This window comes from Streptococcus sp. HMSC078H12 (assembly GCF_001814615.1).
Classification (GTDB): Bacteria; Bacillota; Bacilli; order Lactobacillales; family Streptococcaceae; genus Streptococcus; species Streptococcus salivarius_F.
In genome coordinates this window covers 232,618-250,617 of the sequence record NZ_KV817316.1, presented here as the reverse complement: position 1 = coordinate 250,617, position 18,000 = coordinate 232,618, and the positions used below count along the sequence as shown (strand labels likewise).

Sequence of the window (18,000 nt, the reverse complement as noted above, 5' to 3'; positions counted from 1 at the left end):
TTTACAGTCCGCCGCGTTTAGCCTCTTCGCTATCTCTCCTTAAGAACAAGAAATAGTATATCACAGTTTCTTGACCAAAGCAAGCCTTTACTTTGGATTTTAATGATTAAGATTGTATGATTCAATAATGGCAACTACTGCATCATCCATTTTTTTGTGGAAACCTACAACATTTTCCTTGTCAACAGCGGCAAACTTACCATCAATTTCCACAATTTGTCCGATGACTTTCTTACCAACAAGAAGTTCAAAACCTTCAATAGTTGCTTTATTGACGACTACTTTAGCATCATTAATTTGGATTTCAATTTTTTTATCTTTTTTACTCATAGATTTATACCCGATCCTTGGTTCGAGCCATCCTTTCTTAATGTATCTTCTTAATTCTACCGAAAAAGAAAAAAGCTTGCAAGAGCAAGCCTTAAAAAAATCAATTACTATTAAGAATTAGTCAACTTTGACAATCCATCCTTCTGGTGCTTCAACATCACCAAATTGGATACCTGTCAACTCATCATAAAGTTTACGTGTTACAGGACCTACTTCTGTTTCTGAATAGAAGACATGGAAGTCATCACCATGTTGTACCCCACCAATTGGTGAAATAACGGCAGCTGTACCACAGGCACCTGCTTCGACAAATTTATCCAATTCAGAAATCTTAACATCACCTTGGATAGCTTTCATGCCAAAGCGATTTTCAGCCAAGTAAAGCAATGAGAACTTAGTGATAGATGGCAAGATAGATGGGCTGAGTGGTGTAACGAATTCGTTATCGGCTGTGATACCAAAGAAGTTTGCAGAACCCACTTCTTCAATCTTAGTGTGAGTTGCTGGATCAAGGTAGATCACATCAGAGAAGTTACGATCATGTGCAATCTTACCTGGCAACATACTTGCTGCGTAGTTACCACCAACCTTAGCAGCACCTGTACCATGTGGAGCAGCACGGTCATAATCATCTTGGATAAGGAAGTTTGTTGGAGCCAAACCACCTTTGAAGTAGTTACCTACTGGCATAGCAAAAATGGTAAAGATATACTCATCTGCTGGATGCACACCAATGATATCACCAACCCCAATCAACAATGGACGGAGATAAAGTGTTGCACCTGTACCATATGGTGGAACATATTCTTCATTTGCACGTACAACTTGTTTACATGCATCTACAAATTTGTCAACGGGAACTTGTGGCATCAAAAGACGATCAGCAGTACGTTGCAAACGTTTAGCATTTTCATCTGGACGGAACAATTGAATAGAGCCATCTTTAGTACGGTAAGCCTTGAGTCCTTCAAAAGCTTCTTGACCATAGTGAAGGGCTGGAGATGCTTCTGAAATATGCAAAGTGGCATCCTCAGTCAATTGCCCCTCATCCCATTTACCGTCTTTGTAATATGAGATATAACGGAATGGAAGTTTACTGTAATTAAATCCTAGATTTTCCCAGTCTAAATCAACTGTCATGTGTATATCCTCTTTTCTGTTACTATGTGCTTTCTAGTATAGTCCTTTTCATTGAAAATTTCAAGGTTATGTTGCAAAATTCTGACAATTCTTTTTAAAACACTTATTTTGCCCATCAAAGAAAAAAAAACTCTGCCCTCTAATAAGAGAACAAAGCTTTCTTATCTTTATTTTTCAATAATCTTGGCAGAAAAGACTTCTTTGTCTGCTAATCCTTCAATGAAACTACCGTTGCTAGTACGGTCCGAAAGATTTAGAAGGGACAAGTCAACCTCTGCCGTTTCACCTGTTGTAGCTGTTACAAGCAAGGTCTGAGGAGTCTCTTCCACTGGTGTTGCTAGAAGATCTATTTCGCCACCAGCATTTTCCGTAAAGACTGGACCCGCAGTGAAGACACGATGTGGTTTAGTCTTAAGCTCACGAAGAACTTGGAGACCTCGACCAGCTCGCTTAGCCTGCGGAATATCGGCTGTAGCCACACGTTTGAGACTGGCTCTTTGTGTCAAAAGGTAGAAACTTTGAGTATTTGCCACAAAGACAGCCTGAACAGTATCATCATCCTTAAGATTGATTGCCTTAACACCTGCTGCCTTGGCACCAACTACGGGCACTTCGTCAGCATTAAAGCGAAGGGCATAACCCTTTTGAGTGATAATCATGATATCATCCAATTGAATTGGCGTAACCGTGACAATAAAATCACTATCATCCTTGAGTTTAGCGTATTTCACTGACTTAGACTTGTAGGTACGCCATGGTGTAAATTCCTTGCGTTCGAAACGTTTAATCTGACCCAGCTTGGTAGCTGCTAGGTAAGTACCTGTTTCAAAATCATCCAGGATTTCTGCGTAAAGCACTTCTTCATCCTTAGATAAATTGGTGATAGTTTGTGATAAATGCTCTCCCAAATCCTTCCAACGAATGTCTGGTAGCTCATGGATTGGACGATAAATCACATTGGCCTGATTAGTGAACATCAAGAGGTGTTGTGTCGTCTTGGCCTGCTGGACAAGAATCAAATCATCGTCATCACGTTTTCCGACTTCGTCAATCGTTGAAGCATTGAAAGAACGTGGGCTTGTACGTTTGACATAACCACCACGAGTGATGCTGACATAGGTTTCTTCTTCAACAATCAAACTTGCAGTATCAATTTCAATAGTCTTGGTTTCTGCTTGCAACTCTGAACGACGGTCATTACCGAATTTCTTCTTAATGTCACGGAGTTCACGTTTCATGACATTAAACATGGTACGCTCATCACCAATGATAGCAGCCAAGGTTGCGATTTGTTCGCGTAAATCGGCTTCCTCATTTTGGAGTGTGACGATATCCGTATTAGTCAAACGATAAAGTTGCAAGGTCACAATAGCTTCGGCTTGTTCTTCTGAAAAATCATAGCTGACCTTAAGATTTTCCTTAGCATCAGCCTTATTTTCAGAAGCTCGGATAAGAGCGATAACCTCATCCAAAATAGAGATAACTCGGATCAAACCTTCGACAATATGAAGACGTTTTTCAGCTTTTTCCTTGTCAAATTTTGAACGAGCAACGATAATATCACGACGGTGGGCAATGTAGCTAGATAAAATCTTTTGCAAGCCAACTTGACGTGGGGTGAAATTATCAATAGCCACCATGTTGAAATTGTAGTTGACCTGAAGATCCGTATATTTCAAAAGATAGTTAAGAATAGTTTGGCTGTCAGCATCCTTCTTAAGTTCAATAGCAATACGCAACCCTGTACGGTCAGACTCATCACGAACTTCCGCAATACCTGGAACCTTGTTATTGACTCGAACATCATCGATTTTTTTAACAAGAACTGCCTTATTGACATCATAAGGAATTTCAGTAACGATGATTTGTTCCTTGCCACCTTTGAGTTGTTCAATTTCAGTACGTGAGCGCACAACGACGCGGCCCTTACCAGTTTCGTAGGCCTTACGAATCTCATCCTTGCCCTGAATAATAGCCCCTGTTGGGAAATCTGGACCAGGCAAGAATTCCATCAATTTATCCAGTTTAGCAGATGGGTGATCAATCATGTAGACAACGGCATCGATGACCTCTGACAGATTATGCGGTGGAATATCTGTGGCATAACCAGCAGAAATCCCTGTAGCACCATTAACCAAGAGGTTTGGAAAGGCGGCAGGTAATACGGTTGGTTCCTTCTCTGTATCATCAAAGTTCCAAGCCCAAGGAACGGTGTTTTTATCAATATCTTGAAGAAGGTAGCCAGCAATCTCTGACAAGCGCGCCTCTGTATAACGCATAGCCGCTGGTGGATCACCATCCATAGAACCGTTGTTACCGTGCATTTCAACTAAGATTTCACGATTCTTCCAGTCCTGGGACATACGCACCATGGCGTCATAAATGGAACTATCGCCATGTGGGTGAAAATTACCCATAATGTTACCCACCGACTTGGCAGATTTACGATAGCCCTTGTCATGGGTATTGCCATCCTTATTCATGGAATAAAGAATACGACGTTGAACGGGTTTCAAACCGTCACGAATGTCAGGAAGCGCACGCTCCTGAATAATGTATTTGGAGTAGCGTCCAAAACGCTCCCCCATGATGTCCTCAAGGGACATATTTTGAATATTAGACATAAGATTTCTCTTTATTTTTTAGTTTAAGTAATGATTTGAAATAATGTGAAAGACAAATAGTAACTTTCCTCACTGCCACGCCTCACAATGTCTTTCCTTGATTTTGCAACTGTAGAAGAATGGTTTTAACCTTCCTAATTTCTATTTCACCAACCACAAATTGAACGATTGTACTTATCGCAATTAAAATGAAAAATACACAAAATAGTGTCAATGAAGTAGAAAGTTCACCAAAGAATAAGATAAAGTTTATGAGTGTTAAACAAGTCATTATAGAGGCGTTGATTACGAGAACAGTAGCTAATGGGATACGAAATAATCTATAATGATAGATACTTTTTAAAAGTGATGTGATACTACAAGCAACACTTAAGGGAGTAAAAACATACACATTATAGAAGACAAATAACAAACCCGAGTAGGTCCTATCTGAGAATGGATTATCAATCAAAGATAGAAGGAAGGTTACCACTACTAGTATAGGCAGAAGCAAAAAGCGTGTTTTTATTGGTCTCTTTTTATAAACACTTAAATAAGCTATTGCCACTCCACAAACAGGGAGAACTACTTGAGAATAGTAAAGTATAAAACTTAATACCTTAGATAACATAGGTCTACCTCACATTGTCTTTTCCTGACTCAGCCATATAATCTTTATTTTTTTCGTTTTCCTTTCTTCCTATTATAGTTTGAGCAATACCACTTGCCGCTAGGAGGATAAAAATAAAGTACATGGATGAATTTGGGAGAAATTCCAAAGCCCCTTGTAAGAAAAGTAGGTTGAGGAAAGCCAGTAATGTGGCGAAGAAACTATTAATCGCTAATAAGATTGAATAATTGGTTTGAAAGCGTGTTAAATGTAGAAGACTTTTTATAAAAGCTATTAGTGAGAATGGTACATAAAACACTGAAAAGACCATCAGGTAGTAAAAAACAAATAATAAGCCTGAGAATGGACTACCCAAATAATAATAGAGGGGGTTATCCAGCACGAAGATTATGAGGGAGACTATAGATAAGAGAAAAAGGATCAAAAAGCGTGTTTTTATAGGACGTATGCCATAAAAAATTAAGTATATAGCAGAAACAATAACCATAAGAATAATAGCAGGAACAGCTACATTTGCATGGTAAGCTAGGTAATCCATAACATTAAAATCCATTTTTCTACCTCCATTGATTTCTAGTCAATGACACTGCAAATAGTTAATAAACGATGTAGAAAATAATCAAATTGTTTCTTTATAATCCCAAATATCTATTGATAGTAAGCGCTCTCCCTAACTCTATCTTATTACATTCCCTTCTGGCCTGCAACTTAAAATGCGCCGCTTTCTTCCAAGGTAAACTTAACGTTATCTTCAATCCATTGACGGCGTGGTGCTGCCTTATCTCCCATAAGAACAGAGACACGACGTTCGGCACGCGCTAGATCGTCAATCGTCACTCGGATAAGGGTTCTTGTCTCTGGATCCATGGTTGTTTCCCAAAGCTGATCAGCATTCATCTCACCAAGCCCCTTGTAACGTTGGAGAATCGCTCCACGACCAAATTTTTGACGAAGTTCCTCAAGTTCCCCATCCGTCCAAGCATATTCGACAACTTCCTTCTTGCCTTTCCCTTTGGACATCTTGTAAAGAGGAGGCAAAGCGATATAAACGTGTCCTGCTTCAACCAGTGGACGCATATAACGATAGAAGAAAGTAAGTAGCAAGGTCTGGATATGAGCCCCATCGGTATCGGCATCGGTCATGATGATAATCTTGTCGTAGTTGATATCGTCAAGGTTAAAATCAGCTCCTACACCTGCACCAATGGTGTAAATCATGGTATTGATTTCTTCATTTTTGAGAATGTCAGCCATTTTAGCTTTCTCAGTGTTTAGGACCTTACCTCGAAGAGGCAGGATAGCCTGGAATTTACGATCACGACCTTGTTTGGCTGATCCACCGGCAGAATCCCCTTCGACTAGATAAAGTTCATTTTTCTTAGCATTTTTAGACTGGGCTGGCGTCAATTTTCCTGACAAAAGACCCTTGTCTTTTTTATTTTTCTTGCCGTTTCGACTGGCATCACGCGCTTTTCGGGCAGCTTCACGGGCATCACGAGCCTTGATAGCCTTACGCACCAAGTTAGAAGCTAAGTCCCCATTTTCCATAAGGAAGTAAGTCAGATGCTCTGAAACGATACTGTCAACAATCGGACGAGCTAAAGGAGATCCAAGTTTGTCCTTGGTTTGTCCTTCAAACTGAAGGTGTTCTTCAGGAACCAAGAGCGAGATAACTGCTGACAAGCCCTCACGGTAATCTGACCCTTCAAGGTTCTTATCCTTTTCTTTGAGAAGACCCGTCTTACGCGCATAATCGTTAAGAGCCTTGGTAATGGCAGACTTAAATCCTGTTTCGTGAGTTCCTCCATCCTTGGTACGGACATTATTGACAAAGGAAAGGATATTGTCAGAGTAACCGTCATTATACTGAAGGGCTAATTCCAAGTGAAATTCTTGTTGATCTCCATCAATATAGATGACTGGTGTCAGCGTTTCCTTGTCCTCATTCAAGTAAGACACAAAGTCTTGAACCCCATTTTCATAGTGGAATTCTTCACGAACTTCTTCTTCGCCACGCAAGTCAGTCAATGTCATAGTGACATTCTTAAGAAGAAAGGCTGATTCTTTGAGACGCTCTGAGATAGTGTTAAATTTAAAGTCAGTTGTTGAAAAGATGCTCGCATCAGGCATAAAGGTAACTTTTGTACCTGTCTTAGACTTAGGCGCTTTACCAATCTTTTCAAGCCCTGTTACAGGGTGACCACCATTTTCAAAACGTTGGCGATAAACACTACCGTCACGGGTAATTTCTACCTCAAGCCAACTAGACAGCGCATTAACAACTGAGGAACCCACACCGTGAAGACCTCCAGAAGTCTTATAACCACCCTGTCCAAATTTACCACCCGCGTGGAGAACGGTAAAAATAACTTCAACTGTGGGTTTACCCATGGCATGCATACCTGTCGGCATCCCACGTCCAGAGTCAGAAACAGAAACGGAACCATCCTTATTTAGGGTAACAGCGATAACATCACCAAAACCAGAAAGAGCTTCATCGACCGCATTGTCGACAATCTCCCAAACTAGGTGGTGAAGTCCTGTTCCATCTGTTGAGCCAATGTACATTCCAGGGCGCTTGCGAACCGCATCCAACCCTTCTAGTACCTGAATGGCATCATCATTATAATTATTTACATTAATTTCTTTTTTAGCCAAGAGTGACCTCCAAAATTTTCATCCTTATTATTTTATAAGTTTTCAGAAGAATTTGCAAAAGAAATCAAGAAAGTCCAAAAGATATCTTAAGGCTGACTGACTTTGTCAATTACTAAGCTGTATGCTATAATTATCTCATGAAAATCTTATTGTTAATCCTAATCGCCTACTTGCTAGGTTCCATTCAGACCGGCCTCTGGATTGGGAAACTATTCTTCCATATCAATCTTCGTGAGCATGGCTCTGGAAATACTGGAACAACCAATACCTTTCGTGTTCTAGGTAAGACTGCTGGTACCATCACCTTTTTGGTGGATATGTTCAAGGGTACCTTGGCTGTTCTTCTTCCTATCTGGCTTGGTGTTACAGAGGTTTCACCTCTAGTTATTGGTTTCTTTGCCATTATCGGACATGTTTTTCCAATCTTTGCTGGATTTAAAGGTGGGAAGGCCGTTGCGACAAGTGCTGGGGTGCTTCTTGGTTTTGCCCCACTCTACTGTATATTCCTACTCTTGGTCTTTGCACTAACACTCTATCTAACCAGCATGATTTCATTTTCAAGTGTCACTGCTGCAATTGTTGGACTGATTACCTTGGCTGTCTTTCCGGCCATCCACTTCTTGCTAGATGGCTATGACCTTATTTTCACTGGGGTCCTTACCATCATGGCTTTGATTATTATCTTCCGCCACACTGAAAATATGGGGCGAATCCGTAGGCATCAAGAAAACTTGGTACCTTTTGGACTTAATTTAACCAAACAAAATCCAAATAAATAATACAGATCTATCAACCACTAGCAAAAAGCTAGTGGTTTTCTTGTTCTCCTAATCAAACAATGCTTCCCAATGCAAAGAATAAAGATCCGAAGTCTAAACCTCGGATCTTTTTTAGGCTTAAGCTTTAAAGCTGACACCATTTTCTTTCAATTTTTTAACTGTCGCAGGTCCGACACCCTTGAGGGCAAGAACTTCTTCTTCAGTCACAGTAGCAAAAGCCTCTGCTGAAGTCAAACCTTCATTGTAAAGAGTCTCTACAAGGTTTGAACGAAGGCCTTCAACTTCTGGAAGTTCTGCAAAAGCTTCAAGACTAAGGTCTTTTGCTGCTACTTCTTCCTTAGCAACTGTCTTAGTTTCAACAACAGGTTGTGGTGCTACTGGTGGCACTGGTGGAACAGGCGCAACTGGTGGGACAGGGGCTTTAACATTATTGAAAAGTCCTTGTTTTTTCAAACGGTGTTTAAAAGCTTTCTTTTTATTTTTTACTTTAGCCATTTTTAGTATTCTCCTATTTTAATCGACGACACCTTTCCATAAAGTGCTGTCGCCACTTTCTTTTTCATCCTCTATTAATAGTGACGTTCCCCGAACAAGCCATCTGGCATATCATGGAAACCTTTGCCAGCACGATAGTTGGCAAACTTGCCAATTAGGAAATTGTAAGCATCCAATTTGGCTTCATAACGGTAACTTGCATCACGTGCACGCTCATCGCCATCTTCTTCCCAGATTTTCTTGCTAGCGGCCAAGGCCGTTTCGTTTACTTTAACTTGGGTAACAACCCAGGCTTCGAAGTCTTTTAGAAATTCTTGTTCGTAGGTCATATTTTCCTCTTCATTTTAAAAACCAGCTTAACGCTGGCTTCATTTTCTACTAATAGTGTGTAGAGCTCATAGCCTTACAGTCTCCTATTATAACAAATAATTAGAAATTTGACTAGGTTCTAAACTCTGCATATAAGGCTTTAATATCATTTGGACGTGTGCGGCAGCAACCACCTAAAATCTTAACTCCAAACTGACCATGCCAATCCTTGCTGTGTTCCACTAAGGTCAGAGCATCCTTGTCCTTAGGTTTCCAAGTCTGCGTACTACCATCATAAACCTCACCTGAGTTGGGGTAAGTAATGAGAGCTTTTCCAGCATTTTTAAGAACAGTAAGAGCCTGATTATACAGCAGAGGCGAACTACAGTTGATTCCTAGAGCCAAGATTTGGTCCGACTGGGAAACAAGCTTGACAATCTCATCTAAAGAAGTCCCATCACTGATAGTTCCTGGTTCTTGGACTGTAAAACTGATATAAGCTTCTGCTTCTGAAAATTCTTCAGCCAGAAGTTCAATCAAAGCTTGTGCTTCCAGACGATTAGGAATGGTTTCCAAAGCCAACAAATCGACACCCTGATCTAGGAGAATTTGAATTCGAGGACGATGAAACTCCTTAAGTTCTTTGATGGTAATCTGACCATAATCACCAGTGTACTCAGAACCATTGGCCAAATAGGCTGCGTAAGGACCGACATCACCAGAGATCAATGGATAAGGACGCTTAGCTTTCTCACTGTCATCCAAAGCTGTCCAAACCTTATCACGTGCATTCTTTGCCAACTGAACTGTCAAGGCAATAATCTGCTCCGCTTCTTTCTCAGTAAGTCCAGCCTCTATCAAGCCTGGTAAGGTTGCCTGATAAGACGATGTGGTAATCAAGTCAGACCCAGCAGCTACATAGGTTTCGTGGATTTTTTGAATAACTTCTGGCCTTTCAAGCAGGTACTTGGCTGACCAGAGTTTGCCAGAAATATCATAACCCAAGCTCTCCATCTCTGTTCCCAGAGCCCCATGAAGAATGAGGGGAGATTTATTCTCTAAATAGTCTTTAAATATTGCCATACAAGGCCTCCTTACCATTTTTTAAAGCGAAGGTAGTGATAGAGGTAGCAGAAAATCATGAAAGGAATACCAAAGTAGAGTCCCGCACGCTGCGAACTATCCCAAGCAATACCAAGAACAGAAATGGCCAAGAGAACGATTGTAATATAAGGTAGGATTGGATTAAACGGTGTCTTATAATCCAACTCATCATCAGAATGCTCTAAATTCCACTGTTTACGGAAGTTGATTTGTGCCATAGGAATAGAGAGCCAGACAACAACAACTGCAAATCCAGCAATCGATACCAAAGCTAGGTAAACTGTATCTGCTGCATAGATACTAGAAAAGAGCGATAAAACTGCTCCTGCCATAGAAATCAAAAGGGCTGTCATTGGAACACCATGCTTATTAATTTTCACTAGCTTTTTATTGAGCATTCCCTCATTGGCCAAAGACCACAGCATACGGCTTGACGCATAAAGTCCTGAATTTCCAGCAGAAAGGATAGCTGTCAAGATAACAAAGTTCATGATGTCCGCCGCAAATGGAATTCCCATCTTATCAAAGACATCAACGAAAGGTGCTGAAGAAACCCCTGCTTCTTTCATTGGAAGTAGCGAAGCTAGAACCACAATGGTCAAGACAAAGAAGATAACCAAACGTCCAATAGTTGTCTTAATAGCTCTTGGAACAGCCTCTTTAGGATTGTCTGTTTCACCAGCCGCAATACCAATTAACTCTGTACCTGAAAAGGCATAGTTAACCGCCAACATGACCGACACAATAGCAATACCGCCATTTGGAAAGAGACCATTGGCCGTCAAGTGCTTGAACATAATGGCCTCATGGTGACCATCAAAACTCACCAATCCAAACATAGCCCCTAGCCCCAGAATAATGAAAACCATGATAGCAATGACTTTTATTGACGAGAAGAAGGATTCCGCTTCCGCAAATGACCTCACACTCAGAGCATTAATCCCAAAAATCACCAAGGCAAAGAATGCCGCAAAAATCCAAGCCGGAACTGATGGAAACCAACGTTGCATCAACATGGCAGCACCCAGAAATTCTGTTCCCAGGGCTACCGTCCAACAAATCCAATAAAGCCAAGCTACTGTAAAGCCGGTCCCCGGACTGATAAATTTAGTAGCATAGGTGTGAAAGGATCCCGTTACTGGCATGGCAACAGCTAGCTCACCTAATGAAAGCATGACCAAGTAAACAACAATAGCTCCCACAAGATAAGATAGGATAGCTCCAAGGGGTCCAGCTTGTGCAATCGTATAGCCTGAACTCAAGAAAAGACCAGTACCAATGACACCACCCAGCGATAGCATAAAGAGGTGTCGAGAAGTCATCTTCCGTTGGAACTGACCCTCATTTTCATAATTATGGTTTTCCATAGATTCCTCCAATATATGTGATAAAACAAGCTTATCACAATATTATCCCCTTGGATAATAAGTGAAAACTATCAAAGAGATAGTTAAAGACTATCACATGAAAAAAACTCGGATTTCTCCGAGCTTTTCTTACAATTCTGCCAATATCGTATCCCATGCTTCATCATAACCGTCACGTGTGACAGATGAAAAGACGATGAAATGGTCATTTTTATCAAAATTGAGTTTTTTCTTAATGATAGATTCGTGCTTGTTCCATTTTCCGCGAGGAATCTTGTCAGCCTTAGTCGCCACAACGATCACTGGAATTTCATAATACTTAAGAAATTCATACATTTGAATATCATCTTGAGTTGGTTCATGTCGGAGGTCAACCAAGCTAACAACCACACGAAGATTGTCTCGAGTCACGAGATACTCCTCAATCATTTTGCCCCATTTGGCACGTTCTTTTTTGGACACACGGGCATAACCGTAACCTGGCACATCCACAAAGCGTAGCTTGTCGTCAATATTGTAGAAATTGAGCAACTGAGTTTTTCCTGGTTTCCCAGATGTACGTGCGAGGTTTTTACGACCAAGAAGGGTATTGATAAAGCTTGATTTACCAACATTCGAGCGTCCTGCTAGGGCAACCTCAGGGAGGTCATCTTGGGGATAGTGACTCTTATTCGCCGCACTGAGCAAAATCTCAGCATTGTGCGTATTTAGGACTTGTTCTTCAGCCATAGGTCCTCCTTACGCTGTTTCCAAAACTGGAGCAGCTGTACCGTCAACGGCTTCTTTGGTAATGCGAACCTTAGTCACATCTTCCTGGCTAGGAATTTCAAACATGACATCCATCATAACTTCTTCAATGATAGAGCGAAGCCCACGCGCACCAGTCTTACGTTCAATCGCCTTACTTGCAATAGCTTCAAGAGCATCCTGATCAAACTCAAGTTCAACTCCATCATAAGACAAGAGGGTTTGATACTGTTTAACCAAGGCATTTCTAGGCTCTGTCAAGATACGAACCAAGTCGTCAACCGTTAACTGTTCAAGGGCAGCAAGGACTGGCAAACGTCCGATAAACTCAGGGATAAGACCGAATTTTTGGATATCTTCAGCCACAATTTCTTGCATGTATGATGAGTCATCATCAATAGCCTTATTATTTTGACCAAAACCAATGATTTTCTCACCAAGACGTTGCTTAACGATATCTTCGATACCATCAAAAGCACCACCCACGATAAAGAGAATATTCTTCGTATCAATTTGAATCATCTCTTGGTTAGGGTGTTTACGACCACCTTGAGGGGGAACACTAGCTACTGTTCCTTCAATAATCTTCAAGAGGGCTTGTTGAACCCCTTCACCAGAAACGTCACGAGTGATTGATACGTTTTCACCTTTTTTAGCAATCTTATCAATCTCGTCGACATAGATAATCCCACGTTCCGCACGTTCAATATTGAAGTCTGCCGCTTGGATCAGTTTGAGCAGGATATTTTCCACGTCCTCACCCACATAACCTGCCTCTGTCAATGATGTCGCATCCGCAATCGCGAAAGGAACATTCAAGCTACGAGCCAAGGTCTGAGCCAAGAAAGTCTTCCCTGAACCAGTTGGTCCAATCATGAGAATATTTGATTTTTGCAAATCCACATCATTGTCTTCACGACTTTCTGTGAAGTTGATACGTTTATAGTGGTTGTAAACAGCTACCGCCAAGGCACGTTTAGCACGGTCTTGCCCCACGACATAGTTGTTCAAAATATCCAAAAGTTCTTTTGGCTTTGGTGTTTCAGCCAAGTCAGCCAAAACTTCTTCTGCCATTTCCTCACGAATGATTTCTTGTGACAAGGCCACACATTCGTTACAGATAAAGACGCCATTCCCAGCGATAATTTTCTTTACTTCTTCTTGGTTTTTGCCACAAAATGAACAATAAACCATTTCTTCATTACGATTTCCAGCCATTTATTCCTCACTCTTTTCTAAAATAGGGTGCCATAGAAGGCGTGAATAGTATTGACAAGGTTGGTAAAAGCATTTAAAAAGAGAAAAACTGCTAACCCATAACGTTTCTTGCGAAAGGCAGGAATGGCAGAGAGCACACAAAGTACTCCCAATAATGCAGTAAATAACCCAAAAACACTACGTTGCATGAACCTAGTCTCCTTCTTTTTCATAGCGACTTATGCTAAAGTCGTAGGCATTTTTATCATCCTTGGCCACACGTTCGTGTGATACCTCTTTAAATGCCGTCATATCTAGTTGTGGAAAATACGTGTCTCCCTCTAAATCAGCCTCAATAGTTGTCTTGATGAGTGCATCATAATGGCCATCAAAAGCCTTGTAGACACCAGCACCACCAGCAATATAGAGATCCTTATCTTGCTGTTCAAACCAAGCTAGAGCTTCCTCAACACTCGTAACGGTCGTTACATCCTTACAGTCGAAGTCCTCGTCTCGTGTCAAAATCAAGGTTTCACGTCCTGGCAGGCAACGACGGTTCATGCCATCAAAGGTCACACGCCCCATGAGAATTGCTGAGCCCATGGTCGTTTTCTTGAAATGTGCCAGTTCAGCAGGCAAATGCCAAGGCATGGTGTGATTCTTCCCAATAACATGGTTATGAGCTTCCGCCCAAATAGCAATGAGTTGTTTAGACACAGTATTTCCTTTTCTTTTTAAGTTTACAATCCATTCTAACAAAAAAAGAGAAAAAGAGCTTGGAAAAACTTTGCCAGCTCTTTAAGGGCTTAAACCATAAACATTTATTAAATTGCTAAGTCAAATTTGAGTTGAGGCTTAACAGGATCATAGTCAACCAATTCGAAATCTTCTGGTTTGATATCGAAGAAATTAGTTCCATCAGGAACGTTGAGAACCAAACGTGGTTGGCAATCAGATGGTTGACGTTTGAGGAGTTCCTCGGCTTGCTCAAATTGATTGTCATAAATATGGAGGTTGTTGATGAAATAAAAGAATTTACCAACTTTCCAACCAAAGTGCTTGGCAATCATCATCTGAAGAGCCACATACTGCATGGCATTAATGTGATGGGCCACCAACATATCGTTAGAACGCTGCGTCAAAGTGGCATCCAAATAAATGTCCTCACCCACACGACGAACATCAAACATGGTTTGGAAGGCACAAGGCTGAAGTCCCGCTGTTTCCTCAAAGGCCTCGTAATCCCAAAGTGAGATGACATTGCGACGGTTCCATGGATTAGCCTCCAACTGAGACAGCAAACGCTTAATGATATCGTGCTTCTTAACGACCGCCCCATAACGCTGACCAATTGAACGCTTGTCTCCATTATTGGCGGGCACGCCTTCAACTTCCCAGTCATTCCAATAGTGGACATTGTATTTGTCTTCAAGGACATCTAGGCTGTTTGTCTGGTCTTGATAAATCCAAAACACTTCTTTGATAGCAGATTTGATAGCGATAGGACGAAGAGTGGTAATTGGAAACTCTCCCTTGCTCAAGTCATATTCTGCAAAAGCTCCAGTGATGTATTTGGAGTTGGCTGTGGTGCCATCCTTGTATTTAGGACGTGCTTGCTCCGACCAAACGCCTTCTTCCATGATTTTAGTGATATTTTCTTTAAATATAGTGTCTGCTTTTGTCATGATTTTCCTCTTTATTCTATTGAAAACAAAGTATTTTTTGAGACTTCCCTTAAGTGATTACGGACGTCTGCGAACTTCTTCGAAGTTCCAAGACTAATTTTTGAGCCTATGGTCTCAAAAATTCCGAGTGTCTGTAAACAAAACACTTTATTTACAGACACTTATCTCACAGCGGAAAGTCTCACTTAACGCTCGCAATGATTTCAATATATAACAACAATTTTACTTTTCTAACATAGCTAAAAAACAAGTAGATTACCACTTCAATTTTACCTTATTCTGGTGTAAATGAGAAATATAAGCTATGGAATAGCAAAAGTAAGTCGTGTAAAATCCGCTAGTCCTCATCAAAAAAGAAGACAACAAATAAGATATAACTAACTATCAAAGTTTTTTCAAGGCGAAAGCGCTCTTTTATGGTAAAATCACTATAGATTAGTATCATCTGGATACTCTACAATGAAGAAAAAAGGAAACATCATATGTCTATTGGAATTGATAAGATTGGTTTTGCGACCAGTCAATATGTTCTAAACATGGCTGATCTCGCTCTTGCCCGTGGGGCGGAGCCTGAAAAATTCAGCAAGGGGCTGATGCTTGATGCAACCAGTATTACGCCGATTACAGAAGATATCGTGACGCTTGCCTCTGATGCGGCGGCTGATATTTTAAATGACGACGACAAAAAAGCTATCAATATGGTCATCGTGGCGACTGAGTCTTCCATTGACCAGTCTAAGGCTGCTGCTGTCTATGTTCACAGTCTTTTAGGTATTCAGCCTTTTGCCCGTTCTTTTGAAATGAAGGAAGCTTGTTACGCTGCAACTGCTGGACTTAACTATGCTAAGTTGCATGTGGCAGCCCACCCAGATAGCAAGGTTCTGGTTATCGCTAGTGATATTGCCCGCTATGGTGTCGAATCTTCTGGTGAATCAACTCAGGGAGCTGGTGCTGTAGCTATGCTAGTCAGTCAGAATCCACGTATTTTGGAGCTTGCTGATGATAATGTGGCACAAACTCGTGATGTCATGGACTTCTGGCGTCCAAACTACAGTTCAACGCCTTTTGTTCAAGGCATTTATTCAACCAAGCAGTACCTTGACAGTTTGAAGACAACTTGGGCAGCTTATCAAGAACGCCATCAGGCTGACTTTGCTGATTTTGCCGCTTTTTGTCTCCATCTCCCTTATCCTAAGCTAGCTCTTAAGGGACTTAACAAGATTATTCCAAAAGATTTGAATCCAGAGAATAAAGAGCGTCTGACAAACAACTTCGATGCTTCAATTACCTATAGTCGTCAAATTGGAAACATCTATACAGGATCACTCTATCTTGGACTTCTGTCTTTGCTTGAACAGTCGCAAGACCTTAAAGCCGGAGATAAGATTGGCTTCTTCTCTTACGGTTCTGGAGCTGTCTCTGAGATTTTCTCAGGTCGTCTGGTTGAAGGTTACAAAGACCTGCTTCGTTCGGACCGCCTAGATACCTTTGCCAAACGTCAACAATTAAGCGTTGCTGATTATGAAAAACTTTTCTATGAAGAGGCTCAGTTGGATGACACTGGTTCTACTCAATTCGCTGATTACCACACCGGGGCTTTCCGTTTAGCCGAAATCTCTGAACACCAACGTATCTACAAAGGAAATTAATATGACTAAACTCTCTTGGACTGGTTTTTCCAAGAAGACACCGCAAGAACGTAAAGAGCATTTGAAAACGAATGCTCTTTTGTCTCAGGAAAATCAAGATCTTCTGGATATGGACCAACAACTTACCCTTGAAACAGCCAATCAAATGGCGGAAAATGTCATTGGTCGCTTCACACTCCCCTTTGCCATTTGCCCAGATGTATTGGTAGATGGTGTGACCTATCAAGTTCCCATGGTTACCGAGGAACCCTCAGTTGTGGCTGCTGCTTCCTACGCTAGCAAGCTCATTAAGCGCTCTGGTGGTTTCACGACTACAATCCATGACCGTCAAATGATTGGCCAAGTTGCCCTCTTTGATGTCCCTGATAAAGCCTCTGCTTCAAGCAAAATTCAAGCAGCCAGTCAGAACCTTATAGAGATTGCCAAAGAGGCTCACCCTTCTATTGTTAAGCGTGGGGGTGGCCCTCGCAAGCTCTGGACTGAGACGAAAGGAGACTTCCTCATTGTCTATCTAGCCGTTGATACCCAAGAAGCTATGGGAGCCAACATGGTCAACACCATGATGGAAGCCCTGGTACCAGAATTGGAAGACCTATCAGAAGGTCAAAGCCTCATGGCTATTCTCTCAAATCTAGCCACTGAGAGTCTTGTGACAGCGACTTGTCGTCTTAGCACACGCTTCCTCAGTCGTAATAAGGAAGAGGCACATGACCTAGCCAAGAAAATGGAGATGGCTAGCCAACTGGCTCAGGTGGACCCCTACCGAGCAGCTACCCATAACAAGGGAATTTTCAATGGTATCGATGCCCTAGTTATCGCAACCGGAAACGATTGGAGAGCAGTTGAGGCCGGTAGCCATGCCTATGCAAGCAAGGATGGTAGCTACCGTGGTCTGTCCACATGGATTTATGATCAGGAAGCTAAGGAACTAGTTGGAGAATTAACCCTCCCCATGCCAATCGCAACCCGTGGTGGTTCTATCGGACTTAACCCTAGTGCTTCTATCGCCCATGATTTGCTTAATCATCCAGATGCCAAAACCCTAGCCAGTATCATCGTCTCTCTTGGTTTAGCACAAAATCTAGCTGCTCTCAAAGCTCTGACTTCAACAGGAATACAAGCAGGACATATGAAACTCCAAGCCAAATCCCTGGCCTTGTTAGCCGGAGCTAGTCCTGAAGAAATGCCTCAAGTTTTGGCTGAACTTCTCAAGGCCAAACATATGAACCAAGAAACTGCACAAGCAATTTTGGAGAAACTCAGAAACCATAAGTAGTGCATCAGAAGCAATAAAAAAATCACTCCG

Annotated in this window: 16 protein-coding genes and 1 pseudogene; 3 read left to right on the top strand and 14 right to left on the bottom strand. The window is 41.5% G+C overall.

Translation table 11 applies throughout. From position 1 onward, the window contains the following. Positions 1–99 precede the first annotated feature (99 nt). The 5 genes and pseudogenes from HMPREF2979_RS02570 to parE form a co-directional block, all read right to left on the bottom strand. Positions 100–330 carry a DUF2969 domain-containing protein gene (locus HMPREF2979_RS02570; protein ID WP_070654992.1) on the bottom strand — a complete coding sequence of 77 codons (231 nt, stop codon included), beginning with the start codon at positions 328–330 and terminating at the stop codon, positions 100–102. Positions 331–447: 117 nt separating this feature from the next. Continuing rightward, a pseudogene (locus HMPREF2979_RS02565) lies at positions 448–1,479 on the bottom strand (branched-chain amino acid aminotransferase); the annotation flags it as partial. Between the two features lie 158 nt (positions 1,480–1,637). Further along, positions 1,638–4,094, bottom strand: coding sequence for a DNA topoisomerase IV subunit A (gene parC, locus HMPREF2979_RS02560; RefSeq protein ID WP_070654990.1), 2,457 nt, complete (start codon positions 4,092–4,094; stop codon positions 1,638–1,640). Between the two features lie 614 nt (positions 4,095–4,708). Further along, positions 4,709–5,257 (bottom strand): hypothetical protein, encoded by a 549-nt coding sequence (locus tag HMPREF2979_RS02550; protein WP_070654985.1) that lies wholly within the window; start codon positions 5,255–5,257, stop codon positions 4,709–4,711. 155 nt (positions 5,258–5,412) lie between these two features. Continuing rightward, positions 5,413–7,362: a DNA topoisomerase IV subunit B gene (gene parE, locus HMPREF2979_RS02545; protein WP_013990942.1), complete on the bottom strand. Its 1,950-nt coding sequence runs from the start codon at positions 7,360–7,362 to the stop codon at positions 5,413–5,415. A 137-nt stretch (positions 7,363–7,499) separates the two neighbouring features. Here parE and plsY point away from each other — a divergent pair, with 137 nt between their 5' ends. Then, positions 7,500–8,141 (top strand): glycerol-3-phosphate 1-O-acyltransferase PlsY, encoded by a 642-nt coding sequence (gene plsY, locus HMPREF2979_RS02540; RefSeq protein WP_070654984.1) that lies wholly within the window; start codon positions 7,500–7,502, stop codon positions 8,139–8,141. Positions 8,142–8,258: 117 nt separating this feature from the next. Here plsY and HMPREF2979_RS02535 read toward each other — a convergent pair whose 3' ends face one another. From HMPREF2979_RS02535 to HMPREF2979_RS02500, 9 genes are all read right to left on the bottom strand, one after another. Further along, the gene (locus HMPREF2979_RS02535; protein ID WP_070654982.1) at positions 8,259–8,636 is read right to left on the bottom strand and encodes a helix-hairpin-helix domain-containing protein; all 378 of its coding nucleotides are present in this window, start codon (positions 8,634–8,636) and stop codon (positions 8,259–8,261) included. Positions 8,637–8,710: 74 nt separating this feature from the next. Continuing rightward, positions 8,711–8,965: a DUF1912 family protein gene (locus HMPREF2979_RS02530; protein ID WP_002886199.1), complete on the bottom strand. Its 255-nt coding sequence runs from the start codon at positions 8,963–8,965 to the stop codon at positions 8,711–8,713. Between the two features lie 112 nt (positions 8,966–9,077). Continuing rightward, positions 9,078–10,028 (bottom strand): homocysteine S-methyltransferase, encoded by a 951-nt coding sequence (gene mmuM, locus HMPREF2979_RS02525; protein WP_070654981.1) that lies wholly within the window; start codon positions 10,026–10,028, stop codon positions 9,078–9,080. 11 nt (positions 10,029–10,039) lie between these two features. Then, positions 10,040–11,416 carry an amino acid permease gene (locus tag HMPREF2979_RS02520; protein ID WP_070439192.1) on the bottom strand — a complete coding sequence of 459 codons (1,377 nt, stop codon included), beginning with the start codon at positions 11,414–11,416 and terminating at the stop codon, positions 10,040–10,042. Between the two features lie 129 nt (positions 11,417–11,545). Continuing rightward, positions 11,546–12,145: a ribosome biogenesis GTP-binding protein YihA/YsxC gene (gene yihA / locus HMPREF2979_RS02515; protein WP_002885996.1), complete on the bottom strand. Its 600-nt coding sequence runs from the start codon at positions 12,143–12,145 to the stop codon at positions 11,546–11,548. Positions 12,146–12,154: 9 nt separating this feature from the next. Next, on the bottom strand, positions 12,155–13,381 hold the full coding sequence (gene clpX, locus HMPREF2979_RS02510; protein ID WP_002890340.1) for an ATP-dependent Clp protease ATP-binding subunit ClpX: 1,227 nt from the start codon (positions 13,379–13,381) through the stop codon (positions 12,155–12,157). A gap of 17 nt (positions 13,382–13,398) precedes the next feature. Beyond that, positions 13,399–13,569 carry a hypothetical protein gene (locus HMPREF2979_RS10210; RefSeq protein ID WP_002886174.1) on the bottom strand — a complete coding sequence of 57 codons (171 nt, stop codon included), beginning with the start codon at positions 13,567–13,569 and terminating at the stop codon, positions 13,399–13,401. Positions 13,570–13,573: 4 nt separating this feature from the next. Next, a complete protein-coding gene (locus HMPREF2979_RS02505; RefSeq protein WP_070654979.1) occupies positions 13,574–14,077 on the bottom strand; it encodes a dihydrofolate reductase in 504 nt (167 codons plus the stop codon). A 107-nt stretch (positions 14,078–14,184) separates the two neighbouring features. Continuing rightward, the gene (locus tag HMPREF2979_RS02500; protein ID WP_070654977.1) at positions 14,185–15,045 is read right to left on the bottom strand and encodes a thymidylate synthase; all 861 of its coding nucleotides are present in this window, start codon (positions 15,043–15,045) and stop codon (positions 14,185–14,187) included. A 482-nt stretch (positions 15,046–15,527) separates the two neighbouring features. On the opposite strand from HMPREF2979_RS02500, the gene HMPREF2979_RS02495 reads away from it, so the two are divergent. Next, a complete protein-coding gene (locus HMPREF2979_RS02495) occupies positions 15,528–16,694 on the top strand; it encodes a hydroxymethylglutaryl-CoA synthase (RefSeq protein ID WP_070654975.1) in 1,167 nt (388 codons plus the stop codon). 1 nt (position 16,695) lies between these two features. Then, positions 16,696–17,970 carry a hydroxymethylglutaryl-CoA reductase, degradative gene (locus HMPREF2979_RS02490; protein WP_070654973.1) on the top strand — a complete coding sequence of 425 codons (1,275 nt, stop codon included), beginning with the start codon at positions 16,696–16,698 and terminating at the stop codon, positions 17,968–17,970. The last annotated feature ends 30 nt before the right edge of the window (positions 17,971–18,000 follow it).